General features: G+C 55.1%; 16 protein-coding genes. 10 read left to right on the forward strand and 6 right to left on the reverse strand.

Going from position 1 to position 20,553, the window contains the following annotated elements:
* Window positions 1–107: 107 nt before the first annotated feature.
* Together flgG and LEPIL_RS01145 are read right to left on the reverse strand one after the other, a co-directional pair.
* On the reverse strand, window positions 108–905 hold the full coding sequence (gene flgG / locus LEPIL_RS01140) for a flagellar basal-body rod protein FlgG (RefSeq protein WP_002769113.1): 798 nt from the start codon (window positions 903–905) through the stop codon (window positions 108–110).
* 85 nt (window positions 906–990) lie between these two features.
* A complete protein-coding gene (locus LEPIL_RS01145; protein WP_002769114.1) occupies window positions 991–2,241 on the reverse strand; it encodes a class I SAM-dependent methyltransferase in 1,251 nt (416 codons plus the stop codon).
* A 95-nt stretch (window positions 2,242–2,336) separates the two neighbouring features.
* Here LEPIL_RS01145 and LEPIL_RS01150 point away from each other — a divergent pair, with 95 nt between their 5' ends.
* Together LEPIL_RS01150 and LEPIL_RS01155 are read left to right on the forward strand one after the other, a co-directional pair.
* Entirely contained in the window at window positions 2,337–2,561 is a 225-nt protein-coding gene (locus LEPIL_RS01150) for a ferredoxin (protein WP_002769115.1), read from the forward strand.
* A gap of 52 nt (window positions 2,562–2,613) precedes the next feature.
* Window positions 2,614–3,117, forward strand: a complete 504-nt coding sequence (locus tag LEPIL_RS01155; RefSeq protein ID WP_002769116.1) for a hypothetical protein — start codon at window positions 2,614–2,616, stop codon at window positions 3,115–3,117.
* On the opposite strand, the gene LEPIL_RS01160 is transcribed toward LEPIL_RS01155, so the two are convergent.
* Window positions 3,068–3,838 (reverse strand): MBL fold metallo-hydrolase, encoded by a 771-nt coding sequence (locus LEPIL_RS01160; RefSeq protein WP_002769117.1) that lies wholly within the window; start codon window positions 3,836–3,838, stop codon window positions 3,068–3,070. The genes LEPIL_RS01155 and LEPIL_RS01160 overlap by 50 nt on opposite strands.
* A 141-nt stretch (window positions 3,839–3,979) precedes the next feature.
* On the opposite strand from LEPIL_RS01160, the gene LEPIL_RS01165 reads away from it, so the two are divergent.
* From LEPIL_RS01165 to LEPIL_RS01175, 3 genes are read left to right on the forward strand one after another with little or no spacing between them, the layout of a single operon-like run.
* On the forward strand, window positions 3,980–5,008 hold the full coding sequence (locus tag LEPIL_RS01165; RefSeq protein ID WP_002769119.1) for a DUF2804 domain-containing protein: 1,029 nt from the start codon (window positions 3,980–3,982) through the stop codon (window positions 5,006–5,008).
* A gap of 6 nt (window positions 5,009–5,014) precedes the next feature.
* On the forward strand, window positions 5,015–5,344 hold the full coding sequence (locus LEPIL_RS01170; RefSeq protein ID WP_002769121.1) for an antibiotic biosynthesis monooxygenase family protein: 330 nt from the start codon (window positions 5,015–5,017) through the stop codon (window positions 5,342–5,344).
* Window positions 5,341–6,909 (forward strand): cobyric acid synthase, encoded by a 1,569-nt coding sequence (locus LEPIL_RS01175; RefSeq protein WP_002769123.1) that lies wholly within the window; start codon window positions 5,341–5,343, stop codon window positions 6,907–6,909. The genes LEPIL_RS01170 and LEPIL_RS01175 overlap by 4 nt, the downstream gene beginning before the upstream one ends.
* Before the next feature lie 349 nt (window positions 6,910–7,258).
* Here LEPIL_RS01175 and LEPIL_RS01180 read toward each other — a convergent pair whose 3' ends face one another.
* From LEPIL_RS01180 to LEPIL_RS01190, 3 genes are all read right to left on the reverse strand, one after another.
* Window positions 7,259–7,501 carry a hypothetical protein gene (locus LEPIL_RS01180; protein WP_002769127.1) on the reverse strand — a complete coding sequence of 81 codons (243 nt, stop codon included), beginning with the start codon at window positions 7,499–7,501 and terminating at the stop codon, window positions 7,259–7,261.
* On the reverse strand, window positions 7,498–8,022 hold the full coding sequence (locus tag LEPIL_RS01185; RefSeq protein WP_143464630.1) for a hypothetical protein: 525 nt from the start codon (window positions 8,020–8,022) through the stop codon (window positions 7,498–7,500). Before LEPIL_RS01185 ends, LEPIL_RS01180 begins: the two co-directional genes overlap by 4 nt.
* A gap of 174 nt (window positions 8,023–8,196) precedes the next feature.
* Window positions 8,197–10,473 carry a transglycosylase domain-containing protein gene (locus LEPIL_RS01190; RefSeq protein ID WP_040918088.1) on the reverse strand — a complete coding sequence of 759 codons (2,277 nt, stop codon included), beginning with the start codon at window positions 10,471–10,473 and terminating at the stop codon, window positions 8,197–8,199.
* Here LEPIL_RS01190 and LEPIL_RS01195 point away from each other — a divergent pair.
* The 5 genes from LEPIL_RS01195 (at window position 10,472) to lepA (ending at window position 20,451) form a co-directional block, all read left to right on the forward strand.
* A complete protein-coding gene (locus LEPIL_RS01195) occupies window positions 10,472–15,715 on the forward strand; it encodes a trifunctional serine/threonine-protein kinase/ATP-binding protein/SpoIIE family protein phosphatase (protein ID WP_002769133.1) in 5,244 nt (1,747 codons plus the stop codon). The two genes, LEPIL_RS01190 and LEPIL_RS01195, sit on opposite strands and share 2 nt — an antisense overlap.
* A 19-nt stretch (window positions 15,716–15,734) precedes the next feature.
* The gene (locus LEPIL_RS01200; protein WP_211208605.1) at window positions 15,735–16,025 is read left to right on the forward strand and encodes a GIY-YIG nuclease family protein; all 291 of its coding nucleotides are present in this window, start codon (window positions 15,735–15,737) and stop codon (window positions 16,023–16,025) included.
* A 30-nt stretch (window positions 16,026–16,055) separates the two neighbouring features.
* Window positions 16,056–17,645, forward strand: a complete 1,590-nt coding sequence (locus LEPIL_RS01205) for a peptide chain release factor 3 (RefSeq protein ID WP_002769138.1) — start codon at window positions 16,056–16,058, stop codon at window positions 17,643–17,645.
* Between the two features lie 95 nt (window positions 17,646–17,740).
* Window positions 17,741–18,343, forward strand: a complete 603-nt coding sequence (locus LEPIL_RS01210) for a YqgE/AlgH family protein (RefSeq protein ID WP_157135006.1) — start codon at window positions 17,741–17,743, stop codon at window positions 18,341–18,343.
* A 299-nt stretch (window positions 18,344–18,642) separates the two neighbouring features.
* The gene (gene lepA, locus LEPIL_RS01215; protein ID WP_040919277.1) at window positions 18,643–20,451 is read left to right on the forward strand and encodes a translation elongation factor 4; all 1,809 of its coding nucleotides are present in this window, start codon (window positions 18,643–18,645) and stop codon (window positions 20,449–20,451) included.
* The last annotated feature ends 102 nt before the right edge of the window (window positions 20,452–20,553 follow it).

Consider the following 20,553-nt stretch of genomic DNA (forward strand, 5'->3'; position numbering starts at 1 on the left):
ACTTGTCAGTAGTTTATATTTGAGATGGCTTCTAGTAATCTGCTACATTTCCGTTGACGCAATCACCAGAAAACTCAAAAGAACCTTACAGACATAGCCCAATCGCCTTATCGCTTCATCGAGATGGCCGTACCGAGCATCGAATCCGACGTCGTAATGGACTTCGAATTTGATTCGTAGGCGCGCTGGGCGACGATCATGCTGACCATCTCTTCGACGATTTTCACGTTAGACATCTCGAGAAATCCCTGGAGCAGTCCGCCGAATCCTTCGCGGCCCGGAGTGCCCTGGATCTCGGGGCCGGAGGCCATCGTCTCTTTGAAAAGGTTATTACCGATGGCCTGCAATCCGGCGGGGTTAACGAAGCGAAAGAGATCGATCTGGCCGATCTTTGTCGGGCGGATCTCGTCACCGACGCGAACCGTAACCTCGCCCTCTTCGCTTACCTGAAGCGTGTTATTGATCGCTCCCGGCGGCAGCGTAATCGGAGGCTCGAGCAGATAGCCGTTTGATGTGACGACCTGCTGACGCGCATCGATCTTGAACGAGCCGTCTCTTGTATAGGAGAAAGTTCCATCGGGCATCAGAATCTTGAAGAATCCGACCTCGGATGTAACGGCCAGGTCGAATTTATTGCCCGTAGCCTGAAGTGAGCCCATCTCGAAAAGCTTCTGCGTGGCGGCGACTCGCGTGCCCGCTCCGAAATAGACGCCGGTGGGGATTTCAGAGACGGCCGTTGCCGGAGTGCCCGCCAGAACCTGCTGCTGATAGACAAGGTCCTGAAAGTCGGCGCGGTTCTTTTTGAATCCGGTCGTGTTCACGTTCGATAGATTGTTCGCAATCGTATCCATCTGAAATTGCTGGGCGACCATACCCGTAGCGGCTGTCCAGAGCGAGCGTAGCATATATATCTCCTATCGACGGAATATTACAGATCTAAAGACACTATTTTCGGTGAAAGGCGTTGCCGAACCCTATCTGCATGCTCTCTCACGCCTCTTTGCGGATGACGAGACAGCGGTTCGTATTCGTTCCCTTCTCGTTGTTTTTCACATCCCAGCAGTTGGCCAGCTTCGTGAATTCCTGCGTGTGCAGAAAAAGCTCTTCTACGCGAAGCGTTCCTGTACGCAGACGCAGAGGAAAAAGCGAGGCCAGCAGCTCTTCGAGATAGAGTATGCGGCTGCCGTACTCCACCTCTCCTACTTCGATGACGGCGCGACCGCCGACTCGCAGCACACGTCCCATTTCAAGAATGGCGTCTTTCATAAAGGCCAGCCACTCTTCGGGGTCCGAGAAGACGGCCATGGATAACGAACGTACCTCTTCTTCGACGCCGATAAACCATGCGCGCATCCAGTTGTCTTTCGCGTAATCGACCTTGTCGAGGAAGGGCGGCGAGGTTACGATCAGATCGACGCTATTCGCTCTCACGCCCTTCAGCGTACGGGCGTCTCCGCGAAGATAACGATTGGAGCGACTCGCTGTATGAAAGGCGTCCGGAATCGGACGCGATAGATCCCGTCTCGCTTTTTTCAAGATGCGTTCGGCGACGTTACGATAGCCGGGCATCACGCCACGCTTCTCGTTATTGCGCCTCTGCGCCTCGGGTGGTATCGATATCTGCGGAAAGGAATAGGCCGAAAAGAAACCGTCGGAATGACCGTGCAGTCGCGTCAATGCCGTTAGCATGATGTAGTTCAGTTCGTCATCGTGCCGCTCATCCATCCAGATGTTGCGAAGGCCGATGAGCTCGCGAAAGGTCGTTTCGTGAAAGAAAGGCGAGAAGCGGTCCTTCTCTTCAGGCGTCCACGGTCGGCCGAGACGAGCAAGATCAAGGCATTCGAGTCGAGCCGCGATACGCTCGATCGGCGGAATGCTCTTTCGCGAAGAAGAGATGAAGACCGAGACGGGACTGATGTCGTTATGCACGGCCGCATGTCCGTTCAGATTCGCCTGAAGCGCCGTCGTGCCGCGTCCGCCAAACGGATCAAGCACGACCGACCTTCCGGTTAAATATCGCTGCATGAAAAAATCGGGCAGCTCGGGCTTGAACGACGCCCTGTAACTGACGCTGTAATGCACCGGATGCATCTGACGCTGACGGGCCGTCCAGAATTCACCACGATGCACGGGATATTCTGGATACCGGCGGACGGGCTGCGGACGCAGTAGCTGCGCGTGCGCGGCAAGGTCGATAACGGGAGATGGATCGAGGGTTTTCTTTCTCTGTGCTGCGATCATATTCGGGGTTCCGAATTAATGATCGGTACAACGGGCCGGGCTCCGGGCAATTTTCCTGGTCGCCGCGGCGGGCAGGAATATTTTTCTGGAACTGTATGACCGAACGTATCGTATCTGTAGAGAAAGACGATTGCACGTCGTGCAACGCCTGCGCCTCCAACCTGCCCCGTTATTTTCAGATGGATGAGGACGACCTCTCTGAATCTCACAACAACGGTCAAAATCTGAACAGAGCAATCATTCCCGAAGAGGACTGGGATGCCGTTCAGAACGAGATCGACGAGTGCCCGGGCGAGTGCATTCACTGGACGAAGAAATAGCGGCGCCGGCATGCGTCGGTTGACAGCACATGGCCGGCCGCCAGTCTGCGCCATGTTTCATCGCACTACAGTATTACTCGCTTCCCTGGCCGTTCTTTTTTCGTGCAGCCGCCCCTGGCAGACGACCAAACTTGAATGCGGCGCCTCCGTCGATTTTCCAGGCGAGCCCCGCATAGAGGCGAAACAGCAATCGCTTCTTTTCACCGTGCACTCCGCCACCTACGACATAGCCGACGAGAAAGAAACGTTATCCATGCGCTGCATCGTGCTGCCCGAGATCGCGACGGCTTCGATGCTTCAGAACTCGATTCGCGATTCGTTCGCAAGCATCGGTAAGCTTACGGAATCTAAAGCGACATTTCGCGATCTTGAAGCGCGTCAGTTCGACGTCGTCATGAAGGATGGAACGGGACGTATCACAACCTTTGAAAAAGACGGCATCGTCTATTTCCTTTTTGTTGGAGCGGCCGAACACGAAGACATGGAGCGCCATGAGTTCCGGAAGTTTATCGAATCGTTTCGCTTTCCCGAAAATCAATCAGCGTCCCGTCCGTAACCGGACGGCCGAAGCCCGGATGCTTCGCCTCAAATTCAAGGACCATCGCTGCAAGCTCGTCATAGATATGGCTGAAAAAAAGCCTTCGCGCTTTCAGCGACGATCTTTTTGCGATGACCTCGTCAAGGGCCAGATGCGACGTCCCGCCCTCCGGCTGCCTCTCAAGGCTGAGCTCGATCAGGCCGACGTCGACGCCGTCGTATAACCTTTCCAGATTGTCGCACCATCGCGTATCGCCGCTGAAGGCAAACGTCCGCCCATCCGATCCTGTGATACGATAGCCAAGGCTCTCGGGCTTATGAGAGACGGGAATGGATTCGATCGTGAAGCCGCCCGTTTTCTGTCGCTGATTCTCGCGCATCTCGATATAGCGCACCTCGAATGAGAGCTCGATCCCTGCATACATGGCGTCAAAAAGCCGCTGCACGGCGTCGCGAAGGCCCGGCGGCCCGAGCATCTCAAAGGGTTGCCTGCGCCGCGAAATATATTCATAATGAATGAGAAGAAACGGAATGCCCCCGATATGATCGCCGTGAAAGTGTGTGACGAGCAGCCGATCCAGCGAGTCTACATCGACGGCGAGCCGATGCATCTGCATGAGCGAGGTGGCGCCGCAATCAAGAAGCATCCTATCGGCCCTGCTCTCGAGCAAAAAGCAAGCCTGCGCGCGACCGCTTGAAGAGAAGGCGTTGCCCGAACCGATGACAAGAACGGAGTCCATAGATCTAAGAAAATCTCACCGCTGAATCGGGCAATGCCTTCGCGTCCGCTTTTGAAAGACAGAGTCGGTCGGCCCCGGCAAGATAATCCCTGAAAAAAACGCTGGATTGCCAGAAACGCGACGTCAGCGTGCTCCTGAATTATGAATATCGAGACAGAAATCAAGTTTCCGATTCAGCTCTGCAAGAAAAACGGCGACCTCAACCTCGACTCTATCGGCTGGTCCAGACAACCCATGCACCGCTGCAACCTTTCGCGCAAATGGCTGCGCAAGAAACGCTGGAACTACTGGGCCGTTTATGACGATGAATTCCTTGCATCGTTCACCATCTCAGACATCGACTATGCAGGCGTCATCTTCTGCTACTTCTGGGATCGCAAATCAAATACCTTTGACGAGGCCACTCTGATCACTCCGTTCGGCAGCGGATGCCGCATGGGACAGATGGTCGACAACGATGCCGTCTTTGAAAGCAAAAGCGGCAAGTCAGGACGCCTGCACTTCTCGCGCACCGAAGAAGGGTATCATCTTGAAGTGTTCTTTAACCGAAAGAACTCCGCTCCGATCCAGGCCTCGATTGACGTCGTCGTGCCCATGAACTGGGAAAGCCTGAACGTCGTTATCCCCTTCTCGCGCAGCCGCTTTCAGTTCACCGAAAAGCTTTTCGGCGTCACGGCCCGCGGCACCGTCCAGGCCGGCGACGTCCGCCATACCTTTCGCGAGAATCAATCCTTCGCGGTGCTCGACTTCGGTCGCGGCGCCTGGCCTTACAGCAGTAAATGGAACTGGGCAAACATGTCGGCTCGCGTCGGTAAAAAGAAAGAGATCGTAGGCGTCAATCTCGGCGCCGGATGGACCGACGGCACGGGTTATACAGAGAACGGCATCCTCGTCGACGGGCGGCTCTATAAGATTCCGACCGATATGGTCTTCGAATTCGACATCAAGAATCCGATGAGGCCCTGGAAGATCTTCTCAAAAGACAGCAAGGCCATCGAATTGACGCTTACTCCCGAATACCATCGCCATGCGGTCAGCAACCTCGGCATCATCGCCTCGGGCGTGCATCAGATGCTGGGTCGCTTTGACGGCATCATAAGAGTCGGTCGCAACGAATACGCAATCGAAGGCGCAAGCGGATGGGCCGAAGACCACGTCGCACGCTGGTAGAAGCATATGGCCATCGCTCGCACTCCTGAACCGCCCTACTACGCCGTAGTCTTTACTTCTATCCGTCGCCGGCCCGAGCCCGGCGACGGATACGAGCAGATGGCCGAACGTATGCTGGAACTGGCAAAAGATCAGCCCGGCTTCCTGGGCGTCGAAAGCGCCCGAAATGAGATCGGCATCACGGTTTCGTACTGGAGAAGTCTCGAAGATATCGCTCGCTGGAAAGAGCACGCCGAACACCGCGAGGCACAGCGTATGGGCTACGAGCGCTGGTACAGTGCCTATCATACGCGCATCTGTCTCGTAGAGAGGGATTATACATCTGAGAGCCGATGAAGCATAGACCGATCATGTTTGTCGGCACGGGCTCCGATGTCGGCAAGAGCATTCTGACGACGGCCTTCTGTCGCATTCTCAAACAGGACGGGTTCTCGCCCGCTCCGTTCAAGGCGCAGAACATGTCGCTGAACAGTTATCCGACGGCGGACGGACGCGAGATCGGACGAGCCCAGGCCGTGCAGGCCGAGGCGTCAGGAATCCCCTGCTCTTCTGACATGAATCCCGTTTTATTGAAGCCGTCGGGCGATACGACCGCGCAGGTGATACTGCACGGCCGTCCGATCGGCAATCGCTCGGCGAAAGAGTATTTCAACGGCCAGGACCGGGCATGGCTTTTCGACGAGGCGATGTCGGCCTTTGATCGACTGGCCTCCAGCTATGATCCGATCGTTATCGAAGGGGCGGGCAGCATCAGCGAGCTCAATCTGCGCGACCGCGATATCGTGAATATGAGCGTCGCCTTACGCACGGAGGCGTCGGTATTCTTGATCGCCGATATCGATCGCGGCGGTGTCTTCGGCAGCATCTATGGAACGCTTGAGTTGTTGCCGCCTGAGGAACGCAGGTTGATACGCGGCATCTTTATCAACAGATTTCGCGGCGATATGGATCTCTTTGCGGACGGCCGTCGTATTCTCGAACGCATTACCGGCCTGCCTGTGCTGGGCGTGATCCCGTATCTTCGCGAGATCGGTATCGACCAGGAGGATTCGTTAACCATTGAAAAAACGGCGCAAGACCGGACGGGCGCCCTGCGTATCGCCGTTCTTCTATTACCGCATATGTCGAACTTCACCGATTTCAACGTGCTGGAGCGCCATCCCGATATTCATCTTTACTATGCGGCAAAGCCCGACGATCTCGATGCAGCCGATATACTGATTCTGCCAGGCTCGAAGAACACGATTGCCGACCTGCTCTATCTTCGCCGAAGCGGCATGGCGTCCGCTCTGCTCGGGCGTCATGCCGAGGGGGCGTCGGTGTACGGCATCTGCGGCGGCTATCAGATGATGGGCCTGAGCGTGCATGACCCGCTTCATGTAGAAGGAGATATAAGCTCGATCCCCGGGCTCGCGCTGCTTCCGGTAACGACGGAGCTCACGACCGAGAAGAGAACCGAACAGGTGCAGTTTCGCTTTCGCGAAGGCGACGCTCTCTGCAAGGGCTACGAGATACACATGGGAGTCAGTGTTACGGAGCGTCCTTCGGCCTTATGCAGAATAGGCTATCCCGGGCAGGAAGGCCGGGATGACGGCTACTTTATATCGAGCAGGCTCTGGGGCACGTATATTCACGGTATCTTTGATAACGAGCCCGTCATAGACTGGCTGCTAAAAGAGCACTCGGCAAAACGCAGCGCTCCGGCAGACGATCCTGCTGCGTATCGCGAGAAGCAGTACGATCGCCTGGCCGATCACGTGCGCAAAAACACCGATATGGAGTTGTTTTACGGAAACGTAGATTTCGTCGGTAAGCCACCGGAACTTGGGGTCGGACCTCGAGGCGGCGACTTTCGCACAGGTTCTTCCAGCGGTAATGTCGACGGAAGCACGATCGATTGAGCGATTTCTGCGCGGTTAACAACGGCCGACCTTCCGTCCGGCATGAGGATTCGCATCTCTGCACCCTGTTCTTTTACATTCGCAAGAAAGAAGATTCGCCCATCCTTCATCCTGATGGATTGATACATCGTATAGAATCCCGCATCTGAAGCCTCTGCGTAGTCATGCACGAACTGCGCGGTAACTTTTTGTACGGCTTCTTTCTCTCGCTGCGGATCAGAAATCGTTTTCATCATCGCTATGCATCCAGGATCGATGCCGTAGTAGTCGAAATGATAGGAACGAATCAATCCCTTTCCATCAGTGAGCCTTATATAATACGTGACCGTCATCTCCTGTTCCGGCACCTTCATCGGTAGGATAAAAAGCGAAAGGCCAGAGAAAAACCGGCATCACGCATCGATCTGACGATTTCGACATCGACCTTATTAAAAGACGCGCTGCCCGACCTGGTAATCCTGTATGTCAGGTTCTCCGTTCTCCTTGAGGGTGCGGGAAGCTCTTCAAAAGCAGGATGGTAAAAGGTGGTATTACAGCTGACCTGAAAGACGAGAGCCTGGATAATGACGAGAGCCAGTACGGCGCGATTCATTTTTGAGCCCCCTGCACGTTAGAATTCGATAAAAAAACCAACCCGTTAAACTCCGGATAGCGATACATCAGACGCAGGCCGGCCTTTTCCATATCAAAATAGATGTCAGCCATATGAATATAGTTGTAGTAATAACCTGGCGAGTAGTCAGTACTGGCACTTGCGATAAAAGAGCCTACATAGGTCACGCGGCCTGCCTGCACACGAATCGGTTGATTCAATTGGGGCATTCTACGTCTCAGCTCTAAAGAGAATGGAATCTCCTTTGGAGCCCCCCCTGCGCTCAAAACGATCCCTTCGAGGCGATACTCGCCGGGTTCGACGGCCACGGGATAGACCGCCGCAGGCTCGTTTACAAATTTAAAAACGCAGCCTTCTGAGGAAAAACACTCTCCTCCGGTGACTTTCAAGCCCGCATACATCCGGTTGCCCGAAAAACCCTGAACAATGAATTCCCCGAATATATATCCCATCTCAGGATCAACGTCACGATTGCGTTCGTATGGAGGCATGAAATTCATGCATCCCGTCAATAAAAAGATCATCGCAGCGCATCTGTACATAAGATGACGGAACAGGACTCATACATGAAGTCAAGATATTTCCATAAGTCACGGCCCCAAAAAGCGTCTGAGTTTTCAATAACGAGTCGACGCCGCTTTGAACCAATGTTCTAACGACTTGCTGTCGGGGCTCTAATTCTCCGGTGTTGTCGGTTTAGGCGGAACGTCGGTGAAGTCCCCCGGACTGGCGGGTAACGTATTCTGACCGTTCTCACCGGTACCGGGATTCTCCGTTGAATCTGTGTCCGGCTCACCGTTACCATCTTCATTCGGATTCTCGCGCGGCGGATCAATCACGGGAGCCTCTTCGATAGCGGTATCGGGTTCGCCGTAATAATCCTTGATATCGGGGAAGTGCCCGTCCACCTTTTGATGGGCCTTTGAAACATAGTCGGCCCAGAGCAACCCGGCATTGGCATCGACGGGCACTCCGCGATCGTGACCGATCCAGGCGACCGTGACTTCGCCCGGAATCAGACCGGCGAACCAGCTATCGCGCACGCCTGGCATCTGGCGGTATTTCGCCCGCACCTCGTCAGGCGTCTGCGCCGTGCCCGATTTGCCGGCCACGTCATACGGCATATAAGATGCGTTCTTTTTTCGCAGGCGTCCGATCCAGCCCGCCGTTCCATCCTCTGAAGAATCGACGACGCCCTCTAAAAGCCACATCGTTCCGGCCGCCGCCTTCTCTGAGATGATGCGCGTCGACGAAGGGTTACCCGGCTCTTCCCATAGCGGCGTGCCGTCTTTATCTTCAACCCGCTTAACGAGATACGGTCGCACCGTGCTGCCTTTGTTTAAAATCAGGGCATAAAGGCGGGCGAGCTCAAGCGGCGTCAGATTGCCCGTTCCGAGCGCAAGGGACAGGCCGGCCTCGAACCGCTCATCGGCGTCATGAAGCGAGAGGTCGAGCGTGCGCGCAAGCTGGTTGCGAAAGTAATCCACTCCCATCTCATCAAGGGTTTTCACGGCCACCGTATTCACCGACCACGCCACGGCCCGACGCAGCGGCATCTTGCCGCGATACTCGCGATACCAGTTGCGCGGCGAATACCCGCGAATGTTGATCTTTTCGTCGACGACTTCGTCGTAAGGGTCATAGATGCGCTCTTCAAGTGCCAGGGCATACAGATAACCTTTAATGGCCGATCCCGGCTGACGACGCATGTTGTAGATGCGATGGATCTGCGATCCGCCTTCGGTAACCTGCGTTCCGCCTACAAGCGCCCTGATCTCTCCCTCGGGCACAGTCATCGAAATAATAACGGAGTTCACGCCGCGTTCGAGATTCTCGCCGGCATCATGTTTCGCGGCCAGCTTTGCCGTCTTCTTGCGCACTTCGTCGACGCGAGCCCGTGCCGTCTCAAGGGCGACGGCCTGCTGACGCAGATCGATCGTCGTCGTTACCCGAAGGCCTCCTTTGCGAATCAGCTCTTCGGGAAGGTTCTCGAACAGGAATTCCCGCACGGCTTCGTTAGCCGAAGGCGCTCTGTTAATACGAAAATCCCGACTTGCTCCGTAGGCGCCGACCAGACCCGGATCATCCTCTTCGACGCGATACTGTTTCTTGAAACGTGCGATCTCTGCGTCTATCTGCTCTTCTTTCAGATGTCCGTCGCGGACCATCGCCTGAAGGACGGCACGCTGCTTGAAAAGCGAGGCCTTGAGATTATTGAGCGGACTGTAGCGGGCCGGGCTTGGAAATAAGCCGACGATCATGGCGGATTCGGCGGCCGAGAGCTGGAACGGCGGCTTATTAAAATAAAACCACGACGCCTCTTCGGCGCCGATTCGACCCTCGCCCATATAGATGCGATTCAGATAAAGACAGAGGATCTCGTCTTTATCAAGAGCGGCCTCAAGATCGTAGGCAAGAAAGGTTTCAAGCAACTTTCTATTCAGACTGAAAGATCGATCGGTGAACAGGTTTCGCGCGACCTGTTGCGTGATGCTTCCTCCGCCTTCGCGAGCCGAAAGAGAAAGCACGTTGTTGACGACGGCTCGCATCACCCCCTTCCAGGAAACGCCGCCGTGATCATAGAAATAGCGGTCTTCTCCGCTGACGGCCGCTCGCTTCAGCCACGGCATCTCAGCCTTGCAGCGCGCAATGGGGATGCGGGAACCGCGCTCGGGCAGGTATTCGCCGATCGTTTCTCCGTTGCGGTCGAGTATAATAATAGAAGGAGGAGCGGCCCGATGCCCCGAATTATGCAGCCAGAGTTTCCATTCCTCGATCTTAGCCGCATATTCGTCTTTTTCGAGACGATAATCGATATAGGCATAGAAAAAGACGCCGCCCGCCCAGAGAAAACCCGCCACCATGAAAAAAAGGATTGAAAGAACGATCGGTTTGCGATGTCTTTTTAAAGCTTCCGTCAGATGATGGTAGAACCGTTTTATAAGATCCATGCCTTCCTTCTTTCAATACAATATCACGGACACGATCACGTCCGGGCGATTGACCTTTCAACGCGCCCTTTCAGGCGAGAAGCGAGTCCTTCTCTGCTCGCATCCTCGCGAAGGAGAAAGAGATGCCGGACAGCGAAGAGCTGTCAAGGAATATCGTCTGCTGCAATCTCTGAACGAGCCCGCTCTGTTAAAGCCGATCGAGTTGATTGAGGCCGAAACGACCGATGTGATCGTATTTGAAGATCCCGGCGGCCTGCCCGTCGAAAAACTCAAACTGCATCGATCGTTATCGCTTCTGGCCTGCATGCAGATCGCCGTGAAATTGGCCGAAATCGTTCAAAGGTTGCATGATCGAAAGATATTGCACCTGGGGCTTTCGCCATCCTGCATTTTCTATTCGGATCAGGACATCAGAATCGGCGATCTTTCCCGATCAAGTCGACTTGACCGGCTTGAATCCGAGCAGCAGGCGGTTTTGCCGGGCGACAGCTCCATCGTCTACCTGCCGCCCGAACAAACCGGACTCGTTCACAGGCCTATTGATCTGCGAAGCGATCTGTATTCGCTCGGCGCCGTGCTGTATTTTCTGTTTACCGGACGCCCGCCCTTTACCGAACGAGATCCGTCCATTCTCGTTCATCGCATCATTGCCACGCCGCCCGATCCCATCGACTCCGTCGATGTCAGGCTTCCGGCGATGCTTTCAGCCGTTCTGATCAAAGCGCTTGCAAAAGATCCCGACGACCGCTACCGCAGTGTCCGCGGCCTTATTGCCGATCTTCAGCGTTGCGTTGACGCCATGCGCGCAGGAGAGCCCGTTACCGGCTTTCAGCCCGGACAGGCCGATAAGGCCGAAGAGTTCAGACTTCCCTCGACCATATATGGACGCGAAGAGCAGCTGGCCCTGCTGCACACGCTCTACCAGCAGACCACGCACGGCAATAAGAACGTTCTTATACTTGAAGGCCAGCAGGGCATGGGTCGCACCTCTCTCGTCCTTGAAATGCAGCGTGACCTTTCGCTTCGCGGAGCTTTTTTCGCCCGAGGTCGTCCCTCCGATCAGGGAGCGGCGTCCATGCTCAGGGCTGCGATAGAGCCCTTACTGCGAAAGATTCTTGCCTTACCCGAGAACGAGCTGAGTGTCTGGAAAGACCGAATCCGCTCCGCAATCAACGAGAATCATGCCGCCCTGCTTTCTCTCTTCCCTTCTCTTGAGTGGATCACCGGACGCGCTACGCTGCCCGTAGAACCGGCCGTTATCCGACAGCAATGGATAACCGGATGCCGCGAGCTTCTTAAAGTTCTCTCGACTCCTGAAGCGCCGATGCTTCTTTTTCTCGATGACTGTCATCTTGCAGATCAGACAGGCATGGAAATTTTAAGCGCACTCATAGAAGAACCCGAGCCGCAGAGCATCTTAATCGTACTGTCGTTTCGCGCCGAAAACATACCACCTCTCACGCGATCGCTGATCGACGGTCTCGAAAGGTCCTGTCAGTACGTGCGCAGGATGTCGCTGCCGCCGATTTCGCTCCAGGCGACGGAACGTATGCTTGCCGATCTCTTCTCTGATTCCGTCGATGAAGAGCGTTCGCTTGCCGCGCTGATACACAGAAAAACCGGTGGGAATCCCTTCTATATCAGAGAGCTGCTTTTGCTCAGTCGCGAGCGCGGCTGGATCAGTTACGACCGGAGCAAGGCGACCTGGATCAGAGACCTCGAAAAGATCGAACAGAGCGACGTTTCGGCGAACGTCGTTAACCTGCTCTCACAACGCATCAGCGACCTCGATGAAGAAGAGAGGCAGCTATTACAATTCGCTTCGATAATCGGAGAGGTCTTCGATCTGTTCACCCTTTACTGGGTTTCAGGATGGACGCCCCGCCGCATTCTCTCCGTTCTACGGCACCTCTATGATCTCGAATTCATACGCCCGGAATCGGCCTCTTTCTCGGCTTTCGAGGGTTTAAGCGAAGAAGAAGCCGATGAAACCCTTTTCAGCGAATCACGCCTGAGCTTTCGCTTCGCGCATGAGCGAATCAGAAAAGCGGCCTATCAGAGCATGGAAGCGCCGATTCAGAAACGGTTGCATGCCTACGCCGGCATCCATCTGCTTGAATTCGGCTCTCGCGAACCGGGGTATTTCGAGCGTCATCTATTCAAACTCGTCGGGCATCTGAACTCCGGCCGCGAATACCTTGAAGAGCTTCATCGCAGCAGACTCGCCGCTCTTAATCTTCAGGCCGGCACTCAGGCCCTTGCAGGCGGCGATCCTGAAAGCGCTCTTTCTCTTTTTCGGGCCGGACTTCTGGACTCCCATCTGTGCGATACGCAAACGGAATTCGATCTGAAACTGCAAACGGCTCGAGCCGAAGCTCTGAGCGGAAGCCCCGCCGCTTCAGAGTCTCTGTTTCGCGATCTTTACGCAAGGACGAGCGACTCCGAACTGCGGCTCAGCGTCTATCGCACTCATATCCCGTTGCTGACGCTTTACAATCGATACGAGCAGGCCCTCGAAAGAGGAAGAAAAGCTCTGGAAGAATTCGGTCCGATCGAGGCTGCCGATGTCGCGTCGCTGCCTGAATCATTGATAGAAGGCGATATACTGCCGTTTCTGCGCTCGTGTACGGGTATCACTTCCATTATCGATTTTCGCAGGTATGCCTGTCTTCAGATTCTCGACCTCATGGCGTTTCCGGCCAGCGTCGCCGATGACGACCTGTTCAACGGAATCACGGTACAATCGTTAACCATCATCAGAGAAACGGGATTAACGCCGGGCGCGCCTGCAGTGCTTGCCCGTCTCGTGCGAGTCCTTCTGCCTGATTACGATCTCGCACAGGAGCTGGCTACGATCGCCGCCCGATGGCTGACCGAACATGAGGCACTGCGCACAACGGAAAATCTTTACTGGTTTTCGATTTTTGCCGCGCCGCTGACGGGGTTCGAAGACTGTATTTCCATTCTTGAAGAAGCGGTGCGAAGCGGATACGAGAACGGAGAAATCGACGGAGCGGCGCGCTCCATCGTATCGCTCTGCATGCATCAGTTCTTTACGGGACAGCCGTTGCAGACCATGCAGACGAATATTGCAAGGCATATCTCTATTCTTAAAAGACAGCGCCAGGAAGATCCTCTTCTTCAACTCAGTCTCTGGAACGAGGCCATAGCGACGATCATGGATCGCAGCTCCGATCCCGTTGCGTTAACAGGCGCCGATTTCTCGGAATCTGAGATTATCCCCATGTGGTCCGCGATGCAGAACCATAACGCTCTGATGCAGTTCTACTTTCTTACGTCGCTCACGCGCTACTTGAACGAAGAAATGGACGGCGCCACTTCGCACATCGATTCCGCCCTGAAACATCGGGCGGCCTGTCGTGGAACGATCCTTGAAGCGGCCTGCCTGTTCCTCGATACTCTTATACTGCACCGCAAAGGCGTCGGAGCGAATGAATTCCGTTTACGACGCAACGTCGCCGAGCTGCGTCTTTTCGCATACCATGCTCCGCGGTACTACGGTATCTGGTATGGAGTCGTCGAAGCTCTTGCCGGATTGCATGAAGGGCGTCGCGCCGAAGCCGTTTATGGCCTTGAAGAATCGTTATCTCTTGCCATCGAGCGAAACCGACTGCTTGATCGTGCCCTGATCGAAGATCTGCTATTTGATCTTTATCGCTTTGAGGGAAAGAAAAGCCAGGAGATCCTGTATTTCACCGACGCCCTCACAGCCTATCGACTGTGGGGAGGTCGCATTCGCCTCAAACGTCTCGTTGAAATTTCACGGGAAAACGCCAATATTCTGCTCACAAGGATCGAAGATCTACACGGTATTCTGCGCGATCCGGAATTCGAACCTTCCGTTTCGGCCGATTCGCGCACGCTGATCGAAGCGTCCGCCGCCATCGCATCAGAAATCACTCTGGAAGGAGTTATACGCACGATACTCGGACTCATCGTGCGACTTTCCGGATCGGAGTCGGCGCTGTTTCTGTACCGACGTCACGGACAGCTTCGCGTCGTCGCGAGCGCCGATGCCAGCGGTCAGGTTCGCTATGACGCTGCGGGTACCGATCCTTTCGCACAGGCGACGCCGATTCCATCCGGTATGCTTCTCTTTGCACTGCGTACGGGAAAAACGGTCATAGAACACAATGCCTTCGAATCGGGCGATTACAGAAACGACCCTTACGTACAGTCGCAACGCTTGCGATCGGTCCTCTGCATGCCGCTACAGAGGCAGGGCGAAGCGATCGGTATGCTCTATCTCGAGAATCGACTCACAGGCCACGTCTTTCATCCGGGACGCACGGAGCTTCTGCGGCAGCTGAGCGGTCAGATGGCCGTCAGTCTGGTTAACGCCGATCATTATGAATCTCTTGAAGAGCAGATCAGGAATCGTACGCGAAGCCTCGAAGAGTCACTGTCGCAGGTCGAGCGTCTGAAACAGCAGCAGGACGTGGACTACTATCTGATCTCGATCCTCCTGCGTCCGCTCTTACAGAACGAAACGCAGGCCGAAAGATTTGATATCTCTTTTCTTATTCGACAGAAGAAGCGCTTTCGCTTCAAACGATGGATGGTGGAGATCGGCGGCGACCTCTGCTTTGGCGCCGACCTCACGCTGCGCGGACGGCGCTATTCCATTCTTGTAAACGGCGACGGTATGGGAAAATCGCTCCAGGGTTCGGGCGGCGCCCTCGTTCTCGGATCGGTACTCAAGGCCCTCGTCGAACGCACGCGACTCAATTCCGTTCTGCAAGATGTAACGCCGGCCGACTGGCTGCTTCAGGCGATCCGCGAGATCCATCAGGTTTTCGCGACGTTCAACGGTCTTATGTTCGTCACCGTCATCCTTTCATTGCTCGATGAAGAATCGGGAACGTTGCATTTCGTGAATGGCGGGCATCCGAAGCCCGTGCTCTATCGCCGCGGTAAGGCCTCTTATTTCGGGGAAAAGATCATCGTTCACAAGCCCGGCATGAAATTCTTCCAGGCAAGCCCTGAGAACGTGGAGTTTATACGATTTGACCCGGGCGACGTCGTCTTCTTCGGATCAGACGGCAGGGATGATCTGATCGTCGACTATGACGCAGGACATCCCGTTATCAACGAAGACGAATCGGTATTTTTGCGCGTGGTCGAAGAGGCCGACGGAAAAACAAGCCGCATATACAAGAGGCTGCGCCGTATCGGAGAGTTATCCGACGATATTACGCTCATCCGCATCGCCGCACCCTGATATGTCGTGCTTCGTTTATATGATCGAGCTCGAAAACGGCTCTTATTACACGGGCTTCACGACCGACCTGCGCCGGCGCTTTCTCGCTCACGGCAACGGGAACGGCGCGAAAATCACGCGAAGCTTTCGCCCGGTACGCATGCTGGCCGCATGGAGCACGCCCGACCGATCCACGGCCCTCAGGCTCGAGGCGGCCATCAAGAAGTTAAGCCGGCAGGAGAAGACGGCGATACTCACCGATCGCGCCGTCGGACGACGCTTCGGACTGATCGGCGTACGCCGGATTAAGGTGCCGGCTTCATTGATTTGACGCAGCGCCGTTGAACCGTTTTCTGTCCCCGTGGATCTTTCGACCGAGATACAGAGGCGGCGTTCGTTCGCCATCATTGCCCACCCCGATGCCGGTAAGACGACGCTGACCGAGAAGCTGCTTCTCTACGGCGGCGCCATCCAGCTTGCCGGGCACGTACGTGCGAAGCGAGACCGCAAGAAAACTAAATCCGACTGGATGACGCTTGAACAGGAACGCGGCATCTCGATCTCGACGGCGGCGATGCAGTTCGAGGTGAACGGACACATCCTCAATCTGCTCGATACTCCCGGCCACGAAGACTTCTCTGAAGACACGTATCGCACGCTCATGGCCGTCGACTGTGCCGTGATGCTTCTTGACGCCGGTAAAGGCGTCGAGCCGCAGACGATCAAGCTCTTTCAGATCTGCCGCAGCCGCAACATCCCCATCGTAACTTTTATCAACAAGATGGATATGCCCGCCCGCGATCCCTTCGAGCTTCTCGACGAGGTGGAGCGTATTCTCGGCATCGCGGCCGTACCGATGCTCTGGCCGATCGGATCAGGCCGCGACTTTAAAGGCGTCTATCATATCGCCGACGATAGCGTTTATCTCTTTGAGAGAACGACGGGCGGCGCCTACAGAGCGCCGGTCGATGTGAAGGGCCTTGATGATCCCGAATTGAAAGAGATGATCGGCGACGAGCTCTATGCAAGCTTTCGCGAAGGGATTGATCTGGCTACGGGAGCCCTGCCCTCGTTTGACAAAAAGGAATTTCACGAGGGCAAGATCACGCCCGTTTACTTCGGATCGGCTCTTACCAACTTCGGCATCGAGCTATTCCTGAAAGAGTTCCTGGCGATCAGTCCGGCGCCCGAGGCGATCCGTCTGCGTGACGGCACGCAGCTGCCGACGTCCGAGCAGTTCACCGCCTTCGTTTTCAAGCTGCAGGCGAATATGAACCGGGCGCACCGTGACCGCGTCGCCTTTGTGCGCATCGCATCGGGCGTATTTGAGCGCGGAATGACGGTTTTTGTTAACGATAAAAAGAAGACGGCTAAACTCTCAAGCCCGGTTTCCTTTTTCGGACAGGATCGTTCAACGATCGACCAGGCATACCCCGGCGATATCATCGGCCTGATTAACCCCGGACTGTTTGCGATCGGCGACGTATTGTTTACGGGTAACGCTCCGGAGTTTCATCCGCTGCCGCGATTCGCTCCTGAGATGTTCGCCCGTCTGATTCCCGAAGATACGTCAAAGATGAAAGGCTTTAGAAAAGGCATCGAGGAGCTGGCCGAAGAAGGCGTCGTTCAGGTCTTCACCCGCGAGCACGACGCCTCGCCCGTTATCGGCGCCGTCGGCACTCTGCAGTTCGAGGTCTTTCGCTTTCGCATCCAGGATGAATATGGCGCTCCGTGTCGCCTGGAGGCGCTCGGCTTTGAATGCTCGCGCTGGATTCGTCCCGAAGATAAGAGCAAGTTCAGCAGCTATGATCTCGTGCTGAACGATGATCGCGGTAATCCTGTCGTGCTTTTCAAGAGCGAGTTCCGGATGAAAAGCTTTCAGCGAGAGCATCCCGATGTTCCCCTGTACGAAAGCCCGCATCTCGTAGAAGTGGCCGACGACAAAAAATAAAATCTATTCGCATGCCGGTTCGTCCAATAAAGCGATCCGGCAAGAGGGCCTGCTACAGGTAGGCCAGGACCCGATTTCGCAAAATGGAGGATGAGTTGAGCGAACCGACCAAACCCGAGAGCCTGAAGGGACGATTCCTGATCTCTGAGGCCAACATGGCCGATCCGAACTTTCGCCAGACCGTCGTGCTCATGATCGAGCATAACGAAGAAGGCGCCTTCGGACTCGTCGTCAATCGTCGCTCCTCCCTTACGCTGGCCGACATCTTGCCCGATTTTCAGACCGATCTCGGTCGCCGCACTCCGATCTATGTCGGAGGTCCGGTGCAGCAGGAGTTCCTTTTCGCCATGCACTCCACGCCGCATGATGCCGCTCCGTCGCAGACGGCGCTTTCGGTCGTTGACGACGTCTTCTTCGAGCCAGGCTTTCGCAACATCGATCGTTATTTTAAAGAGGACTACGTGAGCGGGCTTGCTCCCGACGACATGCCGCGCCTGCATCTCTTTCTCGGTTATTCGGGCTGGGGCCCGGGACAGCTGGAACGTGAAATGAAAGATGGCAGCTGGATCATTCACCCGGCTTCGTCACAGATCGTCTTTCATCCCGATCCCGAAGACGGATGGTATGCCGCCCTGCGAGAGAAAGGTGGTATCTACAGAGTCTTTGCAAACACAAATCCGGACCCCTCGCTGAACTGAGCGACACGACGCCTGTCCGTCATCCTGATGCTGCTTTTTCCACTTTCCGGATTCCCTGAATCACCGATTTCCCGATCGGCATTGGCCGCCTTTAATCCGCCCTTAATCCCAACAAAGCGCTTAACAGCTTTTTACAATTCATCTCAGTAAGGGCTCGGCCATCTGACACCGCTGCTTGCTCCCTCGATACGAAACGAGCCGTGGCTACTCCAAGCAGAAGTTTCTTTCAATATAAACTATTGAAAAAGCTTTTCCGCCTGGCCCACTCCAAAAATCTGGTCCTGAGTCGCGGGCTCTACATGAAAGATCTATCACTGATTCGCAATTTCAGCATTATTGCACATATCGACCACGGCAAGTCAACGCTTGCCGACAGGCTTCTCGAGATTGCTCGCGTCACCGACGCCCGCACAAAGAAGGACCAGATCCTCGATTCGATGGATATCGAACGGGAACGCGGCATCACGATTAAATCGAACTCGGCTACCTTCCGTTATACGGCCGCCCATGACGGGCAGAGCTATATTCTGAATCTCATCGACACTCCGGGCCACGTCGACTTCACCTATGAGGTCTCGCGTTCGCTAACGGCCTGCGAGGGCGTGCTGCTTGTCGTCGATGCGACGCAGGGCGTCGAAGCACAGACCCTGGCTAACCTCTATCTGGCGATGGAGCAGAACCTTGAAATCATCCCCATCATCAACAAGATCGACCTGCCCGCCGCCGACATCGATCGCTGCATGCAGCTCATCGATAAAACGCTCGGCCTCGATATCGATCGAGCCGTCGCCGTTTCGGCAAAAACGGGCCTTAACGTCGATCAGGTGCTCGAGGCCATCACTAAGTTTATTCCGGCGCCAAGCGGCGATCCAAATGCTCCTCTGCGAGCGCTGATCCACGACTCCTTCTATGATACGTATGCCGGCGCCATCATGAAGGTGCGCGTCTTTGACGGCGTCGTGCGCAAGCAGGATCGCATCCGTATGATGAGCACGGGAAAGGAGTTCGGCGTTACCGAGGTTGGGATTCAGACCATTCAGATGATTCCTACCGAAGATCTGCAGGCCGGCGAAGTCGGTTATATCATCGCCGGCGTGAAGTCGGTCGAAGATACGCGCGTCGGCGATACGGTTACCCTGGCAAACCGTCCGGCAACAGAGGCCCTTCCGGGATACCGCGACATCAAACCCATGGTTTTCTCGGGATTGTTCCCCATTCTCGGCGACGATTATGAGAACCTGAAAGACGCCATCGCCAAGCTGAAGCTGAACGATGCCGCCCTTTTCTTCGAGCCCGAAAGCTCGACGGCGCTCGGCTTCGGATTCCGTGTCGGCTACCTCGGCCTGTTGCACATGGAGATCGTGCAGGAGCGATTGGAACGCGAGTTCCATCTTGATCTGATCAACACCGCTCCCTCGGTAAAATACCGCGTAACGACGACCGATGGAGTCGTTCATGAGGTATCGAATCCTTCTTCCTGGCCTGATCCGACGCGTATCTTGAAGAAAGAAGAGCCTTATGTGCGCGTGAACATCATCACGCCGCAGGACTATCTCGGTAACATCCTCACGCTCGTTCAGGAAAAACGCGGTGAACAACAGAACCTGATCTATCTCGACGACGGCAAGGTGCAGGTCGTCTATCTCATTCCGCTCGCAGAACTTATCTTTGAATTCTATGATCGCCTTAAATCCATCTCAAGAGGCTATGCCTCGATGGATTATGAGCTTGTCGGCTATCAGGAATCCGATCTCGTAAAGATCGATATTCTCGTCAATGCCGAGCCCGTGGACGCCCTTGCCATGGTAACGCACCGCGCAACGGCAGACGCCCGCGGTCGCACGATGATCGAGCGCTTAAAAGATCTGATTCCTCGTCAGCAATTCCTGATTCCGCTACAGGCCGCCGTCGGATCAAAGGTGATCGCCCGTGAGAATATTTCCGCCCTGCGCAAGAACGTGACGGCGAAATGCTACGGCGGCGATATCTCTCGAAAAAGAAAGCTTCTCGAAAAGCAGAAAGAAGGAAAGAAGCGGATGAAGCAGGTCGGCTCCGTGGAGATACCGCAGGATGCCTTCCTGGCGCTGCTGAAAAGCGATGGCAAATGAGGGAGTCTTTTTTACAGAACAAAATTTCTTTGACATTTTCTCAAAAGAGACGTATATAGAGATATAAAGAAAGAGCGAAAGACGGGAGTGGAATTTCTCAAG

Origin of the sequence: Leptonema illini DSM 21528 (assembly GCF_000243335.1) — a bacterium.
Lineage (GTDB): Bacteria > Spirochaetota > Leptospiria > Leptospirales > Leptonemataceae > Leptonema > Leptonema illini.

Excerpts from the sequence above, each read along its gene's own strand:
- flgG (WP_002769113.1), bottom strand. The coding sequence starts at position 905 with ATGCTACGCTCGCTCTGGACAGCCGCTACGGGTATGGTCGCCCAGCAA.
- LEPIL_RS01145 (WP_002769114.1), bottom strand. The coding sequence starts at position 2,241 with ATGATCGCAGCACAGAGAAAGAAAACCCTCGATCCATCTCCCGTTATC.
- LEPIL_RS01150 (WP_002769115.1), top strand. The coding sequence starts at position 2,337 with ATGACCGAACGTATCGTATCTGTAGAGAAAGACGATTGCACGTCGTGC.
- LEPIL_RS01155 (WP_002769116.1), top strand. The coding sequence starts at position 2,614 with ATGTTTCATCGCACTACAGTATTACTCGCTTCCCTGGCCGTTCTTTTT.
- LEPIL_RS01160 (WP_002769117.1), bottom strand. The coding sequence starts at position 3,838 with ATGGACTCCGTTCTTGTCATCGGTTCGGGCAACGCCTTCTCTTCAAGC.
- LEPIL_RS01165 (WP_002769119.1), top strand. The coding sequence starts at position 3,980 with ATGAATATCGAGACAGAAATCAAGTTTCCGATTCAGCTCTGCAAGAAA.
- LEPIL_RS01170 (WP_002769121.1), top strand. The coding sequence starts at position 5,015 with ATGGCCATCGCTCGCACTCCTGAACCGCCCTACTACGCCGTAGTCTTT.
- LEPIL_RS01175 (WP_002769123.1), top strand. The coding sequence starts at position 5,341 with ATGAAGCATAGACCGATCATGTTTGTCGGCACGGGCTCCGATGTCGGC.
- LEPIL_RS01180 (WP_002769127.1), bottom strand. The coding sequence starts at position 7,501 with ATGAATCGCGCCGTACTGGCTCTCGTCATTATCCAGGCTCTCGTCTTT.
- LEPIL_RS01185 (WP_143464630.1), bottom strand. The coding sequence starts at position 8,022 with ATGAATTTCATGCCTCCATACGAACGCAATCGTGACGTTGATCCTGAG.
- LEPIL_RS01195 (WP_002769133.1), top strand. The coding sequence starts at position 10,472 with ATGCCTTCCTTCTTTCAATACAATATCACGGACACGATCACGTCCGGG.
- LEPIL_RS01190 (WP_040918088.1), bottom strand. The coding sequence starts at position 10,473 with ATGGATCTTATAAAACGGTTCTACCATCATCTGACGGAAGCTTTAAAA.
- LEPIL_RS01200 (WP_211208605.1), top strand. The coding sequence starts at position 15,735 with ATGATCGAGCTCGAAAACGGCTCTTATTACACGGGCTTCACGACCGAC.
- lepA (WP_040919277.1), top strand. The coding sequence starts at position 18,643 with ATGAAAGATCTATCACTGATTCGCAATTTCAGCATTATTGCACATATC.